Genomic DNA, 20,766 nt, shown 5'->3' on the forward strand with positions numbered 1-20,766 from the left:
ACGGGGCTGTCAGCTCTGCGCGCCACCCTGCTTGACGGCGGTGACGAACATGTGGAAACCCTCGCGGCTGAAGACCAGCGCGGGCCCGTTGGGGTTCTTGGAGTCGCGCACGGCGCATTGCGCGTCGAGGGACGCGATCTCCACGCAGTCGCTCTGCGCGGCGCTGTAACTGGACTTCGTCCATTGGGCGTTGAGAGCGGTGGAGTTTGAGATACGGGTGCTCATGGAGTCCGTTCCTTCAACTGGGCGATGCGGGCAAGGGAGCCCTCGAACGACAGGGCCGCAGCCCGTAGCCGTTCGAATGCCTGCCCATACACTTCCACGTGTTCACGGTCTTCGACGTAGAGAGTTTGATGCCTTCGGTGGCGGCGGCCCGTCATCGCAGTCCTGCGGATCGTCTCCTTCGCGGACGAACCGGCCGCCGTCACCGAACGATTCGCGGTACGCAAGCGCCCCTGTCGCGGCAGCTCTCGCCGGGGCAGGGGGGCTCTTCTGTAATCTGCTCAGATACCGAATTCGCCTTCTTTTATGCTCCGGACGAAGAGCGACCATGTGTCCGGTGAGAAGGCAAGGGCGGGGCCGTGCGGGGATTTGCTGTCACGCACGGGGACCATTCCGGGAACCTTCGCTGATTCGACGCACTGATTTCCGCTGCTGGAGTAAGAAGACTTGAACCAGCTGAATCCGGTTGCGGACGAGTCAGGGATATACGTGTTCACGGTGTCTCTTCCATTTCTTCGACGGCTCGGCGGATACGGGCCAGGGATTCATCGGCTGAGAGCGCCTCCGAGTTGAGGCGACGGTACAGGGTCGTATAGAACGCCACCTGTTCCGGCTCCTCGTAGTAGATGGTGCTCAGCAGGTTGTCCGCGTACACGACATCCGTCTCCGCGGGCTCCGGGAAGGCGAGGATGCCGAACGGGCCGTGGAGGGCAGCGTTGAGCGGTGATTCGGCGGGCAGTACCTGAACCTGCACGTTGGTCTGCTGCGCCAGTGGGATCAGGTTCTCCCACTGCTCCCTCATGATCTCCGCACCGCCGACCCGGTGGTTGAGGGTCGACTCGGTGAGGATGACCCAGAGCCGCAGCGGCGCACTCCTGGCGAAGACCTGCCGACGCTGGCCCCGGACTTTGACCTGGGCCTGCACCTCGTCGTCGGTCTGGTCCGGGGCTTGCATCCTCACGACCGCTTCCGCGTAGGCAGGGGTCTGGAGCAGTCCGGGAACAAGGGCGGTTTCCACGACGTAGATGTCCGAAGCGTCCCACTCCAGAGCGATGTAGTCAGCGTAAGCGGGCCTGAGCGCGCCCTCATACTGCGACCACCACCCTCGTTCCCGGCCATGCCGAGCGAGTTCGCTCAGGCGCGCCCGGAGTCCTTGGTCATCAATGCCGTATGCGTCGAGCAACACTCGGAGGTCCAGCGAACGGATACCGGAGTGCGCCGCCTCGATGCGGGACATCTTGGACTCCGCGCACTCCAGGGCCTCAGCAGCCTGAGCGAGCGTCATGTCCGCTCCCCTCCGGAGGTCACGGAGCATGCGGCCCAGCCTCCGCTGTCGGACCGTTGGGTTCCTGTTAACGGCCACGGGGCCTCCCCTCCCAGCTCAAATCGGCTCTCACAGTGTGCCCCTTCCCGACTGTTGGCAACAACCAACGTGTGGCGAACGAATAGTGGGGACTTGCACCTTGGGGTGCTCTTGGGGCATGGTGAGTGCTCTTGCTGGCCCGTCAGCATGGTGAACTCCTTTGCGGTTCGCCTGGGTTGACGCGCCGTAGGTGCACAGCGGCGAGAAGAGGCACCCCCATGTCTGAACGTACGGACCGTGTCCGGTACCCCACACACAAGGCGCAGGCCAGGGAAGTGCGCCGCCGAGCCGAGCGCGTCCTCGGTGACTGGCAGATCCACGAGGAAGTGGCGTCGGACGTTGTCACGGTGGTCGGCGAGCTGTTCGCGAACGCGGTGACGCACGGGCGCGTACCAGGGCGTGAAGTTGAGGTAACCCTTCGCCGCCTTGTCAGCGTCGTCCGCGTGGAGGTTCGCGATACCGACCCGGCCCAGCCGAAGCTCCATCATCCGCAGGGACTCACCGGAAGCCTTGACGGCCAGGAACTCAGCGAAAGCGGGCGGGGCCTGGCCATAGTCAACATTCTGTGCACGTGGTGGGGCTGTTCCGCCGAGGTCGTCGGGAAGACCGTCTGGGCCGAAGTCTCCCTTGAGGCCGTCGGTGATCGCGTGCCGATCACCGACGACCTACGACCGGAGCCACAAGGTGAAGTGACGACTGGCGGCTGCACCGTCCGACCGCCAACGAGGCAGGAATTGCTTGAAGACCAGGACAGGTTCACGTACCGAAGCGATGGAACGTGAGTCGCGTCCACGTTGCCCTGAAGGTCGTCCCCGTGGGCACGTCGGAGCGTAGTGCATGTGCGGGAACAGCAGAGCCACGACCTGCTGATCTTGCGTACCTGTGGCGAGCACATCGCTGTGGCCACTTTGCGCGAGCTGGACGAGGGAGCAGAGCCGCATCACACGCTCGCGCGTCCCGTCGCGCGCTGTACCAAGCCCGGCTCATCCGCGAGGCGTTGGACATCGCCCCTGTTTCCTGACCCTGGACAGGCTGAGAGACCGGGGCGGGATGAAGTCCCCGCCGCTAGCAGGCGGCGGGGGTCACCTCACCGTCCGCGCATCACGTGCTTTGGGTCGGGTGGGTGGGGTAACTGCCCTCTTGTGTAGGGCTGTGCGAAAGAGACCGTTTCCACGATGGTCATGGACACGAGCTGATGGGGAGGAGGCAGCAGGGCATGGAGCATCAGGTCGGTGAGACGGGCGGGGAGGACATCGAGCCCCCCGCAGTGATCGTTCTTGGTGACGCAGCCACGCTGACACGCGGCAGCGATCAGTCCGGCAGCGAGAGCAAGCGCACACCGTACGACTGATTGAGCACGGTGGCCCTCGTGAGGGGGCCACCGTCGCGCTTTCGACGTGGAGCGAGAGGACGACTGATGCGCTGGTTCGGCGGCTGCGCCCCTGGCGGTCGGCAGGTCACGCCGGTAGGTGCGCGGCTGCTCTGGAGCGGTCCCGCGTTGTGGGTGATGGGCGCGTGGTCGGCTGACCTGGTGCGCACCGCGAAGGGGCGCAACGCCCGGCTGGCGGTGCTCGGTCCGTGCTCGGCGGCCGATGAGGAACTCGCTCGTGCCCTGGACACTCGGGACTTCGCGAGGGCTGTCGGCGACTGGGCCGGCTCGTACATCGCCGTGCGCCTCACCGGGCATCGTGCCGTGGAAGTGGTCACGGACGCTGCTGGAGCCTGCCCGCTCTACACAGTGACCACCCCGGACGGAGTTGTGTGGGCATCCAGCTCCCGGGCTCTGTCCGCCCTGGTCGGCGGGCGCGTGGACGACGACTGGCTTGCCTCGTACCTCTGGGATGCGAAGGCACCGGTGCCCGGCCGCAGTGCCTGGGCCGACGTCACGCCGATACCGGCCGGACACCGGCTGACCCTGGACGCGGATGCCGTCCGGTCATCCGTCTGGTGGTCGCCGGTCACGCGCCGGCAGGACGAAGCCCTCCCCGCCATCCGCCACGCCTTGACCGAAGGCGTACGGGTACGCGTCCGGGACATGCCGTCTTCGACGGATCTCGGGGGCATGGACTCCACCACTCTCGCCGTGATCGCCGCACGATGCCGTCCGCTCACCGCAGTGACAGCACATCCCTCCGGCATCACGGAAGGGGGCGATCTCCGGTACGCGCGAGCCCTGGATGTACCGGGCCTCACGCGAATCGAGTTCCCGCTGGAAGAGCACCACCTCCCGTTCAGCGTGGCTGACACACCACTACCCGCGGTTGACGAACCGCCACCCTCGAATGCGGTCTGGGCCATGCTCTCTGCCCAACTGCGCATCACCGCCGCCATGGGAGCCGTCCGGCACCTCACCGGAGATGGAGGCGACGACCTTTTCCTTCCCTCGCCTCGGCACCTCGTGGACCTGGCCCGCAGCAGACGCTGGCTGCGCCTGACCGCAGACGCCTTGGCGTGGGCACGGCTGCGCAGGCAGGACCCCCGCTCGCTGATCACGGCGGCCCTGCGTGGTGACATGCAAGCGGTGGCGCGGCCATGGCTCACGCGGCCCGCCTGGCTGTCGTCCGCCGTGCCCCCACCGATGTGGCGCCGGGAAGATGCCGACGCGGCGTTGATCACTTCGGTTCGCCATGCGGCACGGACCGCTCACGCCGACACCCAACTCGCCGATGCACTCGGCGTCGAACTGCACAACCCATACCTCGACGGAGCCGTACTCGACGCGGTGGTGTCCGTACCCGCTCACCTCCGATTCTCCGTGCACCGGTACAAGCCCCTCCTCGTGGACTCATGCGGCGACCTGCTGCCCGTGCCGCACCGCAGCCGCACCACGAAGGGCGTGTTCACCGCCGACTTCCACCGTGGCATGAGGGCCAACCTCCGCCGTGTACTGGAACTCGCCAACGGGCGCGTCGTAGCACGCGGGCTCGTCGATCCCGCGCCGCTGCGTGCCACCGTGCACGCCGCTGCTCTGGGCGCCGAGACCGTTTGGGCAACCTTGCTTCCCGCCCTGGCTGCGGAAGCATGGCTTGACTCCATCGAACGCGAGCCGGCCATCCGTTGGTGGAGCCCGACTCCGGCAGATACACGATGAGCAACGCTTCCCGGAGGGTCGTCGCGCTGACCCCACACGCCTGCGTGATCATCGATTACGACACCGGCAGAACCGAGTTGCGTCCCCTCTCTGGCCAGCCGTCCAGGGGAACTGTCGTACACGTCGAGCCCGCAGTCCGCACATGGGGAACCACCGATGCTCCCGCCATCCTCCCCGGCTGGGCTCCGGTGCCGCTGCGGTGGCGCCTGGCGGCCCTTCCCGCCGTACTCCTCACCACCGTCGTGCGCACGTGCGGACTACGCCGTAGGCGGTTTCGCCGTCTTGTGCGGCTCGCCTGCTGCGGCCGGTACTTCGCTCCCGCGACGGCCCGTCAAGCCCACTACGCTGTACGCGCCATCCGTTGGGCGTCGCGAGCGATTCCGGCCCGCTGGGCGTGCCTCGAACAATCAGCCGCCGCTGCGGTGCTGCTTTCCCTCGCCGGACGGCGGGGCGAGTGGAGACACGGTGTGGCCACTGACCCCGTACGGCTGCACGCCTGGCTCGTTGACCGGTACGGGAGACCTGTCGAGGAGCCTCCCGACACCTCGCTCTACACCCCGGCCCACACACCAGACGGACCCGGTCCCGCTCTTCGGGATCGAAGGGAGAGACACCGCCGTGAGTGACCCGCACATCCTGCTGAACGGCGACCGGCTCGCGTTGGGGATGCCGCGTCAGGACATGCTCCCGGAGTACCACCAGTGGGAGAGCGATGTGCATACGCTCCTCGGCTACGGTGCCCCGTTCCCGGAGGCGTGGGAGTCGCGCGTATCCGGCTGGGAGCGTCAGCGCGGCAATCAGGGACTCCAGCAGTTCGAAGTCGTACGGAGGGCCGACAAGGAAGCCATCGGCCTGACCACGCTGCACGTGAACGGAGTCCTCCGCACGGCAGAGTTCGTGATCGTCCTCGCACCGAGCGAGCGCGGCAAGGGCTACGCGGCCGAGGCGACCCGGCTCACAGTCGACTGGGCGTTCCACGTCGGAGCGCTGCGCATGGTGTGGCTGAAGGTGCTTGAGCCCAACCGGGTCGGAGCAGCCACCTATGAGAAGGCCGGGTTCAGGCAGGCCGGGCGGCTGCGCCAATCCGGTTACTGGCTCGGGCGGCCGGTTGACGAGATCCTCATGGATGCGCTGCCCGGAGACTTCCCCGGACCGTCCGCCGTGACCGGTGCCGAGGGCTGAGGCGCGCCCCAGGGTCTCCTCGCACACGTAGGACGCCGGGCGCCATGGGCGGGTAGCCGGAGCTGGCCGGATGAGCTGTCGGAGGGTAGGCGCGAGGCCGGAGGGCTATCCCGGCTCGGGCCCAAGCTCAGCGTTCGCGCCACACGCTGGTGATGGGCAGGCGGCGGTCCTTGCCGAAGCCCTTCGGGGAGATCTTGGTGCCCGGCGGATACTGGCCGCGCTTGTACTCGGCGCGGTCGGTCATCCGCAGCACCCTGTGCACGGTCTCCGCCTCGAAGCCCGCCGCCACGATCTCGGGTGCGCCCTGGTCGCCGTCGACGTAGCGCTCCAGGATGCGGTCCAGCACGTCGTAGTCGGGGAGCGAATCGGTGTCGACCTGGCCGGGGCGCAGCTCGGCGCTGGGCGGCTTGCTGATCGAGTTCTCCGGGATCGGCGGGGTGTGGCCGCGTTCGGCGGCGGCGCGGTTGCGCCACCTGGCGAGGCGGAACACGTTGCTCTTGTAGACGTCCTTGATGGGCCCGTACGCGCCGACGGAGTCGCCGTAGAGCGTGGAGTAGCCGACCGCCAGCTCCGACTTGTTGCCCGGGGCCAGCACGATGTGGCCCTCCTGGTTGGACACCGACATCAACAGCGTGCCGCGCAGCCGGGACTGGAGGTTCTCCTCGGCGACGCCGGTCAGCTCCAGCGCTCCCATGTACGCGGCGAACATCGGCTCGATGGCGACCGTACGGAAGTTGAGCCCGGTGCGCTCGGCCAGTTCGGCGGCGTCCTCGCGCGAGTGCTCCGAGGAGTAGCGGGACGGCATGGAGATGCCGTACACGTTCTCGGCGCCGACCGCGTCGCACGCGAGGGCGGCCGTGAGTGCCGAGTCGATGCCGCCGGACAGGCCGATCAGCACCGAACGGAAACCGTTCTTCGCCGCGTAGGCGCGCAGACCCACGACGAGCGCGGTGTAGATCTCCTCGTCGTCCTCCAGGCGCGGCGCCTCGCTGCCGGTGACCTCCGGCTCGTAGGCGGGCAGCGGCTCGGCGGACAGTACGCGGTGCTCGACGCGCAGTCCGTCGTCCACGACACCGGACGGCGCCTCGGCCGGCGCTGTCGGCAGGTCGAGGTCGAGTACGACGCTGCCCTGCTCGAACTGCGGTGCGCGCGCGATGACTTCGCCGTCGCGGTCGACGACGATCGAGTCGCCGTCGAAGACCAGCTCGTCCTGGCCGCCGATCATCGCGAGGTACGCGGTCGTGCAGCCCGCCTCCTGGGCCCGCTTGCGTACGAGTTCCAGGCGCGTGTCGTCCTTGTCCCGCTCGTACGGCGACGCGTTGATCGACAGCAGCAGCCCGGCACCCGCACTGCGTGCCGCAGGCACCCTGCCGCCGTCCTGCCACAGGTCCTCGCAGATGGCGAGCGCGACATCGACACCGCGCACGCGGACGACGGGCATGGTGTCGCCCGGCACGAAGTAGCGGAACTCGTCGAAGACGCCGTAGTTGGGGAGATGGTGCTTGGCGAACGTCAGCGCGACCTCGCCGCCGTAGAGCACGGCACCCGCGTTCTGCGGCGCCCCCACCGGCTGCCCGTAGCGGGCCTGTGCCTGCCCGCACCGGTCGAGATACCCGACCACGACGGGCACCTCACCGAACCCCTCCCGCGCCAGCCGCCCGGCCAGCTCACGCAGCGCGGCCCTGCTCGCCTCGACGAAGGATTTGCGCAGTGCCAGGTCCTCGACCGGATAGCCGGTCAGCGTCATCTCGGGGAAGGCGACGAGGTGAGCGCCTTGCTCCACGGAGTGCCGCGTCCACTGGAGGACGGACTCCGCGTTGCCTTCCAGGTCACCGACGGTCGAGTCGATCTGATTCAGTGCGAGACGTAGTTGAGCCACGCCCCCGAGTGTAATCGTCGGCCTGACGTTATGGGCGGGAGAGGCATTCGGCCCCCTGCCAGGGCCGTTCGGACCTACCGGGACAGCGGCGAGGCGGCGAACCTGTGGTCGTGGGCCACCACCGGGCCGGCCGGGGGCCAGGGCCCAACGAGAGCGCCCCGGCCGGCCTGGGGACGAGGCTCCTTCCGTGGGGGGAGGAGCCTCGTCGTGGCGGGTGCCCCGCCAGGGGTCAGCGGCGGTAGCCGAGGACCGTCATCATGCCGGATTCGCCGTGGTAGACGTTGTGGCAGTGGACCATCCACAGGCCCGGGTTGTCGGCGTCGAAGTCCACATCGAGCGTCCTGCCCGGCAGAACGATGGCCGTGTCCTTACGCGGGCCTCCGCCCGGGAGGGCAAAGGTGTGGCCGTGCAGATGCATCGGGTGCCACATGGTGGTGGCGTTCATGAAGCGGAGCCGGACACGCTCGCCCGCCGAGACGGGATAACGCTGCTCGGGGTCGTACTTCTTGCCGTTGATGCCCCAGTTGTACGTGTCCATGCCGCCGGTCAGCTTGAGCGTGACCGTACGGTCGGGCCTGCCGCGCTTGAGCAGGACCGAGGAGTCGGCCTTCAGCTTGTCCGCCGTCAGCAGCTTGCCGTCCAGCTCGCTGGGGCGTGCCTTCGCCGACGGTGCGGAGCCGCCGCCCGTACGGAGCAGGGCGCGTGCCGTCTCCTTCTTGCCCTCGGCGAGCGCGGTCAGCGGGAAGACGCCGTCCTTGACGGTGACCAGCACGTCGTAACGCTCGCCCATGCCCAGCAGCAGCGCGTCCGTCTCCGCGTGCTCCACCGGGAAACCGTCCGTGTGCGTCACGGTCATACGGTGCCCGCCCAGCGCCACGCGGAAGGCGGTGTCGCCGCCCGCGTTGATCAGGCGGATACGCACCCGGTCACCCGGCTTGGCCTCGAAGCGATCGGGATCCTGCGGCGTACGGCCGTTGACCAGGTAGTACGGGTACTTCACATCCCCCGCGTCGCCGCCCAGCAGCTTGCTGGTGGCGCCCATCATCATGCGCGAAGGCCCCTTGCCGGCCTTCTTCTTGCCCTCCTTCTCGCCGTCTCCCTTCTCCGTAGGCTCCTTGCGCCCACCCATGTTCGACATGCCGTGGCCCGAGTGGTCCATGCCACCGCCGTCGCTGCCACCACCCCCGTGATCCATGCCGCCCATGCCCTTGCTCAGCTCGGCCATGACGGCGTCCGGCGTCGAGCCGTCCACGCCGTCGACCCAGTCGTCGAGGACGACGACCCATTCCTTGTCGTACTCCAAGGGCTCCTTCGGGTCCTCCACGATCAGCGGCGCGTACAGCCCCCGGTCCTGCTGGACACCCGAGTGCGGGTGGAACCAGTACGTGCCCGGATGCGGGACGGCGAAGCGGTAGGTGAAGTCGGCGCCCGGCTTGATGTCCCGCTGTGTGAGCGCCGGAACGCCGTCCATGTCGTTGCGCAGGGCGAGCCCGTGCCAGTGCAGCGATGTCGCCTGCGGAAGGTTGTTGGCGAGCGTGAGCGCCAGCGTGTTGCCCGCCGCCACCCGTACTTCCTTGCCGGGCAACCGCCCGTCGTACGCCCACGAAGGGACGCTCGTACCGTCCGCGAGGTCCAGCCGCGTACGGGTCGCCGTGAGCTTCACCTTCTCGGTACGGCCCCCGGCCCGCTCGGCCTCCGCCGCCCGCACCTCCTTGCCGTCCGGCTCTACGTAGCCACCGGGGCCCTTGCCCCCGTGGTTCATGCCGCTGTGGTCCGCGCTGCCGCCATCGGAACACGCGGCGAGCACGGTGCCACCGGCAAGCGCGGCACCCGCGCCGAGCACGGCCCGGCGAGAGGGAATGGAACGCATATGTCTCTACCTCACAAAGATGTACCGACCTGTCTCTGACCCGACCCAAGGCGGAACACCCCTCCCACGACCCCCCGCTGCCCCAACCCCTCTCCCCACCGCGACACCACCACGCCACGCCACGCCACGCCAGCGTGAGGGCCACGCCCTCGTCCGGCCGCGACGGTGCTACGTCGCGTTCGGTGTGAGGAGGCGCTCCTCGTCTCGCCGTGACGGTGTTACGTCGCGTTCGGCGTGAGGGGGTCGCGCCCTCGTCTCGCTGCGACGGCGCTACGACGGGGCGAGGGGATCGCCCCTCGTCTCGCCGCGACGGCGGCGCGCTACGACGGCGTGAGGGGGGCGCCCCACTTCCCGCCGCGATGGCGAGTTGGAGTGAGGGCCGACCACCCCCCTTCCCGCCGCAACGGTGACACGCCACGACGGCGTGGGTCCGGCGGAATGGCGAGGAAGGGCAAGCCGCACGCCGAGTTGGCGTGAGGGGCCACCCCTCTTCCCGCCGCGACGGCGGAACGCCACGACGGTGCGGGTCCGGCGGAATGACAAAGGGGGAAGGAACAACGTTCGCAGGCCGCAAAAGCGACACGTTCCGCCGGGAATCTAAATCCGAAGGACAGACAGCCGCGCGAGGCGATCCGAGGTGCTGGGTGGGGCGAGGGGCCGGAGCGCGCGCAGTGTGCGGGTGCGGCGCGGCGCGAGTAGGTCGCGGAACCGCGTACGCAGGACAAGCACCACAGCGGCGCCGAGCAGCGCGACCGCAGACCACACGCCAAGTACGGCCAGACAGACGGACATCGGGTCCGTATCCATGCCGTGCCCACTGTGCGGCGACGAGGCGTCACCGGCAGGCATGGCGTGCGCGACAGTCACGTGAGCCACGGCGTCGGGCGCAGCCCGCAGCGGTGCGGCCATGTGAGCCACCGTGTCGGGCGCAGCCCTCACGTGCTGGGCGGCGGCCGGTGACGGCTCGCTCGGTGCGGGCTCCGAGGCGGGATGGCCCAGGGTGTGCATCGTCACGATGCCCAACAGCAGCGTGGCGAGCAGCAGCACGCGCCCGCACCAAACGGTGCCGCGCCTGCGCTCTGCCATGGGTCCCGCCTCAGTCGTCACATGCCGTACGGCACACGTACCGTGCCGCACGCACTCACCCTAACCGCATGCCCGCCCCGGGTATCCGGGGCACCCCACCACCGGCCCCTCACCCCGGGCGGGGGCACCCGGGCGGCACCCGGAACGCCCCCACCCGAGGTGCCCCACCCCGGGCGGCACCCGGGCCGAGCGACAGACCAGGCGCCGAACGGCGCCTTCGGCGCCTACGGCACCCGCGGCGGGAACGGAATCTCCGCGAGCACGGGCAGCAGATGCTCCTCCTCGTAGTCGAGGTGCGCGGTCAGCTGCTCGGTCAGGCGGTCGAGCCGGGCGAGGAAGACCCCGGGCTCGGCGCCGCCGAGCCCGGCGAGCAGGGCGAGGAGTTCGTCCTTGAGGCGCGCGACGACGACGTGCTCCTCGCGGAGCCGGTCGAGGGTGGGCCGCAGATGGGCGTGGTGCTGTCCGATGGGCGGGAAGACGTGTCCGTCCTCGCTGGTGTGGTGGAAGGTCAGGGTGTCGCAGAACGCCAGGCAGTGCTGCCGTATCTGGAGCCCGAGGCCGGGCGGCGGTACTTCGCCCGGCGCTGCCGCGGTACGCGCCGCGAGGTGCGCGGCGGTCTCTTCGCGTACGTACCGCAGTTGGGCGCGCAGCCAGGTGTGGATCTCAAGGAGCTTGTCAGCGAGGTTGGTGATCTCGCGGGGTGCGCCGGTGTCGCCGAGGGTGTGCTCCGGCGGTTGCAGCGACACGACCGGCAGGGCCCTGGTGGTGCGGGCCTGATGGTCGGCGTAACCGGGTGCGACGCGTGCCACGTGGGCGAAGAGGTCGTCGCGCCGGGCGCCTTCGGCCGGTACCGCTATCGCCTCGAACGTCTCGGTGCCGAGTTCGACGCTCACGGTCGGGCGGGCCAGGAGGTTGTGGTACCAGGCGGGATGCGCGGGCGCACCGAGGTTGGAGGCGACGACGAGCAGGAGACCGTCGTGGCGCACATAGCCCAGGGGCGTGGTGTGCGCGGCGCCGGTGCGGGCTCCGGTGGTGGTCAGCAGGAGGAGGTCGCCGCCCGCGAAGGGGCCGCCGACCTCGCCTCCGTTCGCGCGGAACTCGTCGACGACGGCTTGGGTACGGGACCGAGGCAGGTTGTCGGCTCGGGACATCAGGAAACTGGCTCCAAAGTGAGGATGTGGCGCGCGCACAGCGCAGCGAACGCGCAGGTCAGGTACGGGAGTTGAGGCGCGTCGAGGCACGCGTACGCCACGTGCCGCCCGTCAGCCGTACGCTGCCTCCGCCGTTCGGACGGATGCGGGAACCGCGCGGGGCACGGGGCACAGAGGTGCCCGTGTGCTCGGTCGCGGGATGAGGAGAGGTGACGAGGGGCGACGCGGGAACGCGTCGACGCGCTGAACGTCAGGCGCGGAGTGCGGAGTAAGTACTCATGCTGTGGCCCCTCGGTGCACGGTGTTCGCCCGGCTGCCGGCCTGCCCACTGCTCTTTGGCCGACGCCACGTGACACGTGGAAGCCATTACAGGCGGGCGGCGTTCGCGTGTCAACGCGTGGGGTGGATGTGCGGTTCCTGAGTTTTTGACCCGCACCTGGCGAGGTTCGGTCATTGACGTGAACTCGCCACCGCGCACAGGATGCGCAGCATGTTGGAGGCACTGGATCTCGACCCCGTCCAGCAGCGGATCTACGAGGCGCTCGTGGACGGCGCCGTTACCGTCTCCGAGTTGCGCACAGCGCTGGGGCTGACCGCCTCACGGGTGCGGGAGGCGCTGGCCGCGCTCGAAGAGCTGAGCCTCGTCGGACGGTTCGCGGCCGACAGGGGCGGGGCCGAGCGCTACCTTCCGGTGGCCCCGGAGGTCGCCTTCGAATCGCTCCTGCTCGCACGCGAGGAGGAGATCCACAGGACGCGCCGGCACATCCAGCTCCTGGCGGCGAGGTTCCGTACGAACGCTGCGGGACGTGACCCCCTCGACCTCGTCGAGATCGTCACGGGCCGCGCCGCCGTGATCCGCCAGGTCGACCAGCTGCAGCGCAGCGCACGCCACCAGATACGGGGCATCGACCGGCCCCCGTACGCGAACAGCGATCCGGACCGGCTCGACCCGAAGACCGGGATGATGCCGGTGCAGGCCCAGATGATGCGGCGGGGCATCGGCTACCGCGTCATCTACGACACCGACGGCCTCGTCACCTCGCGCCGCTTCGACACGGACATCCGCGCCAGCGCCGAACTGGGCGAGGACGCACGGGTGATGGCGGACACGCCGACCAAGATGCTGATCGCGGACGACCGTATCGCGCTGATCCCGCTGCGCGCGGCGCCGAACGAACTGATCAGCAGCGTGGTGGTGCATCCCTCGGGGCTGCTGGAGGTGCTGTGCGACTTCTTCGAGGTCCTGTGGGGGCGGGCGCTGCCCATCTCGGAGTATCTGTCGGGCCGGCACCCCGGTTCCTCCGACGGGCCCAGCCCCGAGGAGGCCAGGCTGCTGGCGCTGCTGACGACGGGCATGACGGACCAGGTGATGGCGCGTCAGCTCGGCATCAGCTACCGCACGTTCCAGCGCCGGCTGCACGGCCTGATGGAGCGGCTGGGCGCCACCACCCGTTTCCAGCTGGGGGTGCGCGCCGCGAGTCTGGGATGGGTTCCCCAGGCGCAGGCGCAGGCGCAAGCCCAGGCGCAGGCGCAGGCCCAAGCAGAGGCACAGGACCAGGCACAGGACCCGGCGCAGGAGCAGGCCCCGGCGGAGGTGCGGAAGCAGGCCCAGGGCGCACGCGGTGGGGGTGCGGAAATCGTCTAGCCAACTGACGCCCGAACCACGGCGAATGGCAGCGGATAAGGCGAATGCCCGAATGCGTGCTTCATAAAGGAACTCTTGTCCTGGCCGTGTCCATGCGCTTAGCGTTCCGAACGCGCACCCCACAGCGCACCCCCCACACGAGGAGGAACCCTCGCAATGGCAGTGACGCGCAAAAAGGTTGCCATCGGCATCTCTGCGGCAGTGGCGGCGGCGGCGATCGGATCGGTCTCCGCGCTTCCCGCGACAGCGGCGCCCACCGAAGGCAAGGTCGTCGGAGCCAGCTCGGCGAAGGCCGTCAAGGGCAGCTACATCGTCACGATGAAGAAGTCGGCAGTCAGCACCAAGTCGGCGTCGGCCAAGGGCAAGTCCGTCATATCCGAGCACGGCGGCAAGGTGAAGAGAACCTTCACCACGGCGCTCAACGGATACTCGGCGAAGATGTCGGCGCAGGAGGCCAGGGAACTGGCCGCCGACCCCGCGGTCGACAAGGTCTTCGCGAACCAGAAGCACAGCATCAACGCCGAGCAGGCCAATCCGCCCTCATGGGGCCTGGATCGCCTCGACACCCCTGAATTGAAGCTGGACGACAAGTACGTCTACCCGGACAGCGCGGGCGAAGGCGTCACGGCGTACGTCATCGACACCGGTGTCCGTACCACGCACAAGGACTTCGGCGACCGCGCCAGCAGCGGCTTCGACGCCGTCGACGGTGACGACGACGCCTCGGACGGCAACGGCCACGGCACGCACGTCGCCAGCACCGTCGCGGGTGAGGCGCACGGCGTCGCCAAGAAGGCCAACGTCGTCGCCGTTCGCGTTCTGGACGACCAGGGCTCGGGCACCACCGAGGGCGTCGTCGCCGGTATCGACTGGGTGACCAAGAACGCCAAGGCACCGTCGGTCGCCAACATGTCCCTCGGCGGCGGAGCCGACGAGGCGCTGGACACGGCCGTCCAGAACTCCATCAAGGCGGGCGTCACCTTCGCGGTGGCCGCGGGTAATGAGTCCTCGGACGCGGGAAACAGCTCGCCCGCACGCGTACCTGAGGCCATCACCGTCGGTGCGACCGACAACAAGGACGCGCAGGCCGACTTCTCCAACTACGGCGAGATCCTTGACCTCTACGCCCCCGGTGTCGACATCACCGGCGCGTGGAACACGGGTGACGACGCCACGGACACCATCTCCGGTACGTCCATGGCCTCGCCGCACGTGGCCGGCGCCGCCGCGGTCTACCTCGCAGGACACAAGGACGCCGCTCCGGCCGACGTCAGCAAGGCGCTGACCGACGGCGCTTCCAAGGACGTCGTCGGCAGCCCGGGTCAGGGTTCGCCCAACCTGCTGCTGAACGTCGTCGAGTAACCGATCCACCCCGAGGCCGTCCCCCACCGGCCTCCCAACAGGACCCGTCGCGGCCCGGTGCCCCACACACGGGCCCGCGGCTCTGCGTGCGGGCGCAGGGCCGGAACCCCCGCTCCCGTACCGGAGTCCCGGCCTCCGTACCGGGATCTCAGCTCCTGTATCGAACTCCCGGCTCCCGTACCGGAATCCCGCTCCCGTAACGGGACCCGCTCGTACGGCCCCTGCGCTCGCACTCGCGTACTAGAGTCGCCTCTCATGAAAGATCGTCCCCTCCACCGGCGTGCGGTGCTGCGCGTGGCGGCCGTCGCCGGAGCCGCCGCCGTGACCGGTTGCGCTTCCCGACCGGCGGACAGCGACGGGGGTGCGGGAGCTACGGGGAAGAGTCCAGCGCTCGGCGGCTCCGCGTACGGCCCCGGTGACGACACCGGTCCCGCCGACGCCACCGACGCCGCGCGCTCGCCGCGGAAGGCGTGGCGCTACGTGCACTTCGGCGACCGCCACGGCGCCACCTACGTCACCCTCGCGGCATCGGCCCCCGACGACGTATGGGTCCTCGGCACCAGCGGCGCCCCCGGCGAGGAGAAGCAGACCGAGCCCTTCCTGGAGCGTTACGACGGCCGTGCGTGGCGCACCCACCCTCTCCCGCGCGAACTCCCCTCCGGCGCCCACGACTTCACCCTCGCCGCCACGGGGCCCGACAACGTCTGGCTGGCGGTGGGAACCAGCGAGGTGGTCTCCGGACGCATCACCACCAGGGCCCCGCAGGTCTACCGCTGGGACGGCGCCAAGTGGCGGACCCTGCCGGCGCTGCCCCGCCTCGCCGACAGCTCCGTCTGGCCGGGCCGCGGCGACCGGCTCGCCACCGCGGGACCCGATCACGCCTGGCTCTGTCTCCAGGGCAGCGTCCTGTACTGGAACGGCTCCACCTGGCGCGACACGAAGCCCGCCTTCGTCGCGCAATCGGTCACCGCGGCTCCCGCGAAAGGCTCTGGCGGCGCTCCCCTCGCGTGGGTCGTCGGCATGAGCGACAGCGAGCCCGAAGGCGGGGGCGGGCACTACCCCCAACCGGCCACGGCCCGTTGGGGTGACGGCGGGTGGCAGACCGTGAAGTCCCCGGCCTTCCGCTTTCCTGATCCCGTGCCGCCGGAGGCGAGCGCCTCCCTCGAAGCCGTGGCCCTCGCCGAGGACCAGCGGAGCGTCTGGGCGCTGGGCAACCACAGCTACAACCACGGTGAGGTGGAGGAGGAGCCCGAGGACGGGCCGATCGTCCTGGAGTGGGACGGCGGAAAGTGGAACGAACGCCGTCTCCCGAAGCTGTCCCGCGCCCTCGACGCCAGGGCCACGGCGGCTGACGGCGCCGGCGGCCTGCTGCTCGACTCCGACACGCGTCTCACCCGGGGCGGCGAAGTCCACAAGCTCGCGCAGCCGCCCGATGTCGCGGGCCCCGACGGCAGCACGCCCACGCCGCGCAGCGGCCGTCGTTCCGGCCAGAACATGCGCTGCTACGCCGCCTGTTCCGTGCCGGGAACCCGCACCGTACTGGCCGTCGGTGCCGTCGAGTTCAACTCGGACACCGCCGAGCGGCCCAGACGCCCCATGATCGCCAGGTACGACGCCGGTCAGTAATGATCGGCGGTCTCGCCCGGTGGGACCTGGCAGCAGGCGGAGAGCACCCGGCCCCAGGGATGCCACGGGGCCCCGAGAGGACCGCTGCCCGGATCGTGGGTCGTTTCGACGTTCCCGGCGGGCGCCGCCACGTTCATGTCCGTGTGTCGTCCGCCCACGTCCCCGGCGTCCCTCAGTCAGGGCTGCGGCGTGCCCGACTTTCAGCTCTCGTCGGCCAGTTCAGCCCGGAACCGGCGTGCCCGAAATCGACATGTGCGAGACCCGGGGCGAGTTAAGGGATACATGAGACGGCATAAACCAGAAGAAAACGACATCTGAGCGTCGACGATTCGGGATGGGGCCGGTCAGTCGGCGCCGGTTGCCGTTGAGCGTTCCCGGTTGCGCACATCCGCCACGAAGAGCGGCACGCGGCGCAGTTCGTCGCCATACCGGTAGATCATGATGGGCGGCTCGTCGCCCCCGTCCAGCGCGATCCGGTAAATGAAGGGCGCGGGCCCTGTCACCTGTACGACCTCGCCCGTCTTCCCCGTCTTCCTGTCCTGCGCGAACTCACCCTCGGCCCACATCTCACACACCCCGCTCCTCTGGGGCGTGCTCGTGGCGCAGATGAGCGCCGTAGAGCGCCTCCAGATCGGCTCGCGGTTGCGGGTAACCCATCGCCCGGTCGATCTGCGTACAGAACCAGGCGCAGTCCCCGCACTCCTGCGCCTGGTCGTCGGCCTGCCCGTGTTGCCCCATGCTTCCTGCCTCGTACCGTTGGCGTTGTGACTCTGTGTGGCCAACTCAACACGCAGGGGCTTAAGATGGCACGTAATCAACGCGGTTCTTAATGGCTGCGGCTCCAGCGTGTGTGCCCGCAGCGTTCACTGTGGGCAGGTCGGCATGAGTAAGTCACAGAAGCGTGCATCGGCTATTAACGTCCCGCCGGGACTCGGCGCGGACGTGCATCGGGTGCGCACGGCACGCAAGATCTCGCAGACGGCGTTCGCCACCGCCACCGGATACACGCAGAGCTATGTGAGCCAGGTGGAGACGGGGCGCATCCTGCCCTCGATGAAGTTCATGGAGGCGTGCGATCGCGTCTTCGGAACCGGGGACTTGTTCGTCCGGCAGCTCCGGCGTGTGGTCGATGGCGAATATCCGGCCTGGTTCGCTCCGCACATGGATGCGGAGCGAGAGGCACGGACCATCCGTGACTTCTCCACGACCTTCATCGTGGGAATGCTGCAAACCGAGCCGTATGCCAGGGCGGTGCTGCGACAGGGGAGGACGTCCGTCTCCCAGCGAGATCTGGATGCCAAGACGACAAGTCGCCTGCGCAGACGGGAGACCCTGGAGAAGCCGGACGCACCCCGAGTGTCAGTAGTCCTGCACGAGGCGTGCCTGCGGGTGCAGGTCGGCTCCCCCCGCGTCATGGCCGGTCAGCTCGACTACATCGTGCAAGAGATGCGGCGGCGTCCGAGGCTGACGGTGCAGGTGCTCCCCTACAGCGAAGCGGAGGTCGCGATCAGCACCCCTTTCGCGATTCTGGAGCTTCCGAACAACGCGCCACGTGTGTATGTGGAAGGCCCACAGACTGGGCGGATGTACGACACGGAGGCTGCCGCCGCTGATGCTGTAGAGGTCTTTGACCGCTTGCGTGCGTGCGCGCTGAGCCCAGATACTTCCGTCGCATACATCAAAAGCGTGAAGGAAGACCATGAGCGAAGCGAAGTGGGCCAAGTCCAGCTACAGCGACGGACAGGGAGGCAACTGCGTCGAGTGGGCGCCGGGTCTCGTGCGCGACTGTGGCGTCGTTCCGGTGCGTGACAGCAAGGATGTCAGCCGTACGGGGCTGACGTTCTCAACCGCCGCGTGGGCAGCCTTCGTTGAGGACATGAAGCGCTAAGCGCTAGCGCCGGGAGTGCGGGAAGCAGCCGTGGCCCGCATCGGGCCGCGGCTGCCTGGCTCAGAGGCCGTCAGGCATGGGATCGGACGAGGCGGAACCGCTGGTTCTCGCCCCCGTTCCAGCGGTACTGGATGATCTGCGCACGGTCGGCGCGGCTGGCGCCCGGGACGTCGAGGTACGTGTTCGCGAACGTCTTGATGGCCACGCGGCCGTTTCCGGCCGCGGCCGTCGTTCCGCAGCAGAACATGCGCTGCAACGCAGCGCGCCTCGTACCGGGCACCCGCACCGTATTGGCCGTCGGCGCTGTCGGCGCCGACGAGCCCGGCTCGGACACCGCAGGGGAACCCGGACGCCCCATGGTCGCCCGGTACGACGCGGCAAGCACCTCTGACGGTCCTCTCCTGTTCGGGGGCGGTGCCGGACACTGGCTGGCGCCGCCGGTGCGGGGCCCACCGCGCCGATCATCAGGCCACGTGACCGCTCGTACCACACCATCGAGCGGTTCGCCTGGTACCAGGTGCTTCCGGCTGACCCGCCCTGCTTAGGTGCTTATGTCAGGGTGAGGCGTCGTTGTGGGGTGTGGTGCGGATGTCATTGTCCGAAGTGGAACTGCCGCTCATCTGGTGTCCGTTGGAGTCCGCGCGGCACCGTCGGGCCGCGCAGGTCGAGGCGCGGGCCGAGGAGTGGATCGAGAACAGCACCATGTGTGCCACGCCGAGTGAGCGTGACTGGGTCGTGGCCACGCACAGCGCCGACTTCTTCGCCCGGTTCGCGCCCGTGGCCGACGACGACCGGCTGCTGGCGACCTCGCTGTGGGTCTACTGGGGCTTCGCGTTCGATGACGCGCGCTGTGACAACGGGCCGCTCAGTACGCGACCCGCCGCCTTCAACGCGCTGGCGGGCGCCGTGCAGCGGGGCCTGGAGGCGCCCTCGGCCCGGCACGAGGAGGAGCGGTTCATCCCGGCGCTGCAGGGCATCGCGGCCATGTTCCGCTCCTTCGGCCAGCCGGCACTCGTGCGGCGCTTCGGTGCCGCACACCGGGCGTGGCTGTCGGGCGTGGCCTGGCAGATCGGCAACGCAGCCGCTGGGCGCATGCCGGAGCTGGACGAGTTCCTGGCGATGCGGCTGCTGTCCGCAGGAGGCGAACCGACGTTCGCGATGCTGGAGTTGGCGACCGGCATGGAGGTGCCGGCCGCCGAGCTTGAGCATCCCGCCGTCCGCGCGCTGACGGAGATGGCCATCATGGTGGCCGCGCTCGACAACGACAGCCACTCGCTGCTCAAGGAGATGAAGCGCGGCCACACCGACCAGAACATCTACAGCGTCCTGATGCGCCACGAGGACCTGACGGTGCGGGAGGCCGTGCGCGCGGCGACAGCACTGCGCGACCGCGTGCTGCTGCGCTACCTCGACGTTCATGAGCGGGTACGCCGGCGCGCCGGTGAAGAGCTGCGCTGCTACCTGGACGGACTGTCCTTCGGTATCCGTGGCAACGCCGAATGGGGCCTGCGTGTCCCGCGCTATCTGTCGCTGGGGCGCGTCCCCGACGAGGCCATGGGGGACGCCGCGCTGGAGTGGGCCGAGCGGCCGGCCGTCACCACACGCGCTCCGTTGCCCGCACCGAGCGTGGCCTGGTGGTGGGACCGCGACCTGATCGGCGCCTGAGCGCCGCTCCTGGCGCACAGCGACCGCGACGACCGAGCCCGGCCCCCTGGGGGCCGGGCTCTTCGCCGTTCCGCGCCCACTCAAGCACCCTGCTTTTCTGCTGAATCAAGCGGACTGCGAGCCCTTCCTCTTTAGTGGTAATTGTCGATGCGGCGCTATTCAAGTTCCTTGCGGCTGGCAATACTTGATGCGTCGGCATGCTTGAACGCACACATTTCAGAGGAGATATGATGTCCTTTTTCCGCCGCGCTGCCGTATCGTCCGTCATTGCCGTCACATTGGCCACATTCGGCGGTACGGGAGTCGCGATGGCGGCCCCCGAGGTGCAGAAGGCCCCCAGCTCGGCGGCCGACGCACCGGGTGACTGGGGGACGGCGCAGGATCCGCGGGACACCGTTTCGATGGGGCCCTTCCAGGTCCCGCGGCGCGGACAGTTCTCCGGTGGATTCAACTGGAACATGTAACGGGCGGCAACTGACTGCGGGGTGTACGTAATCCTTTGCTGGATCACGTACACCCCGCAACTGCGTGGCCCGTATTCGTCCGCCGCTCTCCGGGGCGGCTTTGCGGATTTCCGTTGCAGCTTTCCGTAATGTTTTCAGAGCTTCTTTCCTGCCTCATTTTCCATACCGGCCCCCGCATTCCCGTGCCGTATTCCTGAGCCGCCGCCTTCCTGCTCCTGCCCGCAGGCCCGCATCGCTTTCCCGTACCGGGAGGGGAAGGGGAAAAGGGAGGG

Annotated in this window: 23 protein-coding genes and 1 pseudogene; 13 read left to right on the top strand and 11 right to left on the bottom strand. The window is 69.0% G+C overall.

Annotated features, from left to right (window positions below):
- Positions 1-9 precede the first annotated feature (9 nt).
- From NMN56_RS16540 to NMN56_RS16550, 4 genes are all read right to left on the bottom strand, one after another.
- The gene (locus tag NMN56_RS16540) at positions 10-225 is read right to left on the bottom strand and encodes a DUF397 domain-containing protein (RefSeq protein ID WP_274039510.1); all 216 of its coding nucleotides are present in this window, start codon (positions 223-225) and stop codon (positions 10-12) included.
- On the bottom strand, positions 222-380 hold the full coding sequence (locus tag NMN56_RS43515; RefSeq protein ID WP_488199812.1) for a Scr1 family TA system antitoxin-like transcriptional regulator: 159 nt from the start codon (positions 378-380) through the stop codon (positions 222-224). Before NMN56_RS43515 ends, NMN56_RS16540 begins: the two co-directional genes overlap by 4 nt.
- Before the next feature lie 123 nt (positions 381-503).
- Positions 504-719: a DUF397 domain-containing protein gene (locus NMN56_RS16545; protein WP_274039508.1), complete on the bottom strand. Its 216-nt coding sequence runs from the start codon at positions 717-719 to the stop codon at positions 504-506.
- Positions 716-1,537 carry a helix-turn-helix domain-containing protein gene (locus NMN56_RS16550; protein WP_274039507.1) on the bottom strand — a complete coding sequence of 274 codons (822 nt, stop codon included), beginning with the start codon at positions 1,535-1,537 and terminating at the stop codon, positions 716-718. Before NMN56_RS16550 ends, NMN56_RS16545 begins: the two co-directional genes overlap by 4 nt.
- Positions 1,538-1,803: 266 nt before the next feature.
- Here NMN56_RS16550 and NMN56_RS16555 point away from each other — a divergent pair, with 266 nt between their 5' ends.
- The 5 genes from NMN56_RS16555 (at position 1,804) to NMN56_RS16575 (ending at position 5,858) form a co-directional block, all read left to right on the top strand.
- On the top strand, positions 1,804-2,367 hold the full coding sequence (locus NMN56_RS16555; RefSeq protein ID WP_274039506.1) for an ATP-binding protein: 564 nt from the start codon (positions 1,804-1,806) through the stop codon (positions 2,365-2,367).
- 434 nt (positions 2,368-2,801) lie between these two features.
- Positions 2,802-2,936 carry an albusnodin family lasso peptide gene (locus tag NMN56_RS16560; RefSeq protein WP_274039505.1) on the top strand — a complete coding sequence of 45 codons (135 nt, stop codon included), beginning with the start codon at positions 2,802-2,804 and terminating at the stop codon, positions 2,934-2,936.
- 66 nt (positions 2,937-3,002) lie between these two features.
- Positions 3,003-4,676, top strand: coding sequence for an albusnodin/ikarugamycin family macrolactam cyclase (locus tag NMN56_RS16565; RefSeq protein WP_274039504.1), 1,674 nt, complete (start codon positions 3,003-3,005; stop codon positions 4,674-4,676).
- Complete coding sequence (locus tag NMN56_RS16570) at positions 4,673-5,302, top strand: lasso peptide biosynthesis B2 protein (RefSeq protein WP_274039503.1); 630 nt, start codon at positions 4,673-4,675, stop codon at positions 5,300-5,302. The genes NMN56_RS16565 and NMN56_RS16570 overlap by 4 nt, the downstream gene beginning before the upstream one ends.
- A complete protein-coding gene (locus NMN56_RS16575) occupies positions 5,295-5,858 on the top strand; it encodes a GNAT family N-acetyltransferase (protein ID WP_274039502.1) in 564 nt (187 codons plus the stop codon). The genes NMN56_RS16570 and NMN56_RS16575 overlap by 8 nt, the downstream gene beginning before the upstream one ends.
- Positions 5,859-5,985: 127 nt before the next feature.
- Here the strand turns inward: NMN56_RS16575 and NMN56_RS16580 are convergent, their stop codons facing one another.
- The 4 genes from NMN56_RS16580 to NMN56_RS16595 all read right to left on the bottom strand — a co-directional run bounded on the left by NMN56_RS16580 (position 5,986) and on the right by NMN56_RS16595 (position 11,826).
- The gene (locus NMN56_RS16580; protein ID WP_274039501.1) at positions 5,986-7,737 is read right to left on the bottom strand and encodes an NAD+ synthase; all 1,752 of its coding nucleotides are present in this window, start codon (positions 7,735-7,737) and stop codon (positions 5,986-5,988) included.
- 229 nt (positions 7,738-7,966) lie between these two features.
- Complete coding sequence (locus NMN56_RS16585) at positions 7,967-9,607, bottom strand: multicopper oxidase family protein (RefSeq protein ID WP_274039500.1); 1,641 nt, start codon at positions 9,605-9,607, stop codon at positions 7,967-7,969.
- Positions 9,608-10,204: 597 nt separating this feature from the next.
- On the bottom strand, positions 10,205-10,693 hold the full coding sequence (locus NMN56_RS16590) for a hypothetical protein (protein ID WP_274039499.1): 489 nt from the start codon (positions 10,691-10,693) through the stop codon (positions 10,205-10,207).
- A 224-nt stretch (positions 10,694-10,917) separates the two neighbouring features.
- Positions 10,918-11,826 (bottom strand): nitroreductase/quinone reductase family protein, encoded by a 909-nt coding sequence (locus NMN56_RS16595; protein WP_430542604.1) that lies wholly within the window; start codon positions 11,824-11,826, stop codon positions 10,918-10,920.
- Between the two features lie 44 nt (positions 11,827-11,870).
- Between NMN56_RS16595 and NMN56_RS16600 the strand changes: the two genes are divergently transcribed.
- The 4 genes from NMN56_RS16600 (at position 11,871) to NMN56_RS16615 (ending at position 16,477) form a co-directional block, all read left to right on the top strand.
- Positions 11,871-12,047, top strand: a complete 177-nt coding sequence (locus tag NMN56_RS16600; RefSeq protein WP_274039497.1) for a hypothetical protein — start codon at positions 11,871-11,873, stop codon at positions 12,045-12,047.
- Positions 12,048-12,334: 287 nt separating this feature from the next.
- The gene (locus NMN56_RS16605) at positions 12,335-13,489 is read left to right on the top strand and encodes a LuxR C-terminal-related transcriptional regulator (protein ID WP_274039496.1); all 1,155 of its coding nucleotides are present in this window, start codon (positions 12,335-12,337) and stop codon (positions 13,487-13,489) included.
- 156 nt (positions 13,490-13,645) lie between these two features.
- Positions 13,646-14,851, top strand: coding sequence for a S8 family peptidase (locus tag NMN56_RS16610; protein ID WP_274039495.1), 1,206 nt, complete (start codon positions 13,646-13,648; stop codon positions 14,849-14,851).
- Positions 14,852-15,106: 255 nt separating this feature from the next.
- The gene (locus NMN56_RS16615; RefSeq protein ID WP_274039494.1) at positions 15,107-16,477 is read left to right on the top strand and encodes a hypothetical protein; all 1,371 of its coding nucleotides are present in this window, start codon (positions 15,107-15,109) and stop codon (positions 16,475-16,477) included.
- 344 nt (positions 16,478-16,821) lie between these two features.
- Here NMN56_RS16615 and NMN56_RS16620 read toward each other — a convergent pair whose 3' ends face one another.
- Both NMN56_RS16620 and NMN56_RS16625 read right to left on the bottom strand, forming a co-directional pair.
- Positions 16,822-17,043, bottom strand: a complete 222-nt coding sequence (locus NMN56_RS16620; RefSeq protein ID WP_274039958.1) for a hypothetical protein — start codon at positions 17,041-17,043, stop codon at positions 16,822-16,824.
- Position 17,044: 1 nt separating this feature from the next.
- Positions 17,045-17,215 (bottom strand): hypothetical protein, encoded by a 171-nt coding sequence (locus NMN56_RS16625; protein ID WP_274039493.1) that lies wholly within the window; start codon positions 17,213-17,215, stop codon positions 17,045-17,047.
- Between the two features lie 144 nt (positions 17,216-17,359).
- On the opposite strand from NMN56_RS16625, the gene NMN56_RS16630 reads away from it, so the two are divergent.
- Both NMN56_RS16630 and NMN56_RS43020 read left to right on the top strand, forming a co-directional pair.
- The gene (locus NMN56_RS16630; RefSeq protein ID WP_347178601.1) at positions 17,360-18,286 is read left to right on the top strand and encodes a helix-turn-helix domain-containing protein; all 927 of its coding nucleotides are present in this window, start codon (positions 17,360-17,362) and stop codon (positions 18,284-18,286) included.
- Positions 18,246-18,365: pseudogene (locus NMN56_RS43020) on the top strand (DUF397 domain-containing protein); the annotation flags it as partial. The gene NMN56_RS16630 and the pseudogene NMN56_RS43020, both read left to right, overlap by 41 nt.
- Positions 18,366-18,435: 70 nt before the next feature.
- Here NMN56_RS43020 and NMN56_RS16640 read toward each other — a convergent pair.
- A complete protein-coding gene (locus NMN56_RS16640) occupies positions 18,436-18,570 on the bottom strand; it encodes an RICIN domain-containing protein (protein WP_280842606.1) in 135 nt (44 codons plus the stop codon).
- 383 nt (positions 18,571-18,953) lie between these two features.
- Here NMN56_RS16640 and NMN56_RS16645 point away from each other — a divergent pair, with 383 nt between their 5' ends.
- Together NMN56_RS16645 and NMN56_RS16650 are read left to right on the top strand one after the other, a co-directional pair.
- A complete protein-coding gene (locus NMN56_RS16645) occupies positions 18,954-20,030 on the top strand; it encodes a terpene synthase family protein (RefSeq protein WP_274039491.1) in 1,077 nt (358 codons plus the stop codon).
- Positions 20,031-20,338: 308 nt separating this feature from the next.
- Positions 20,339-20,494 (top strand): hypothetical protein, encoded by a 156-nt coding sequence (locus NMN56_RS16650; RefSeq protein ID WP_274039490.1) that lies wholly within the window; start codon positions 20,339-20,341, stop codon positions 20,492-20,494.
- Positions 20,495-20,766: the final 272 nt, after the last annotated feature.

Origin of the sequence: Streptomyces iconiensis (assembly GCF_028657195.3) — a bacterium.
Taxonomy (GTDB): domain Bacteria; phylum Actinomycetota; class Actinomycetes; order Streptomycetales; family Streptomycetaceae; genus Streptomyces; species Streptomyces iconiensis.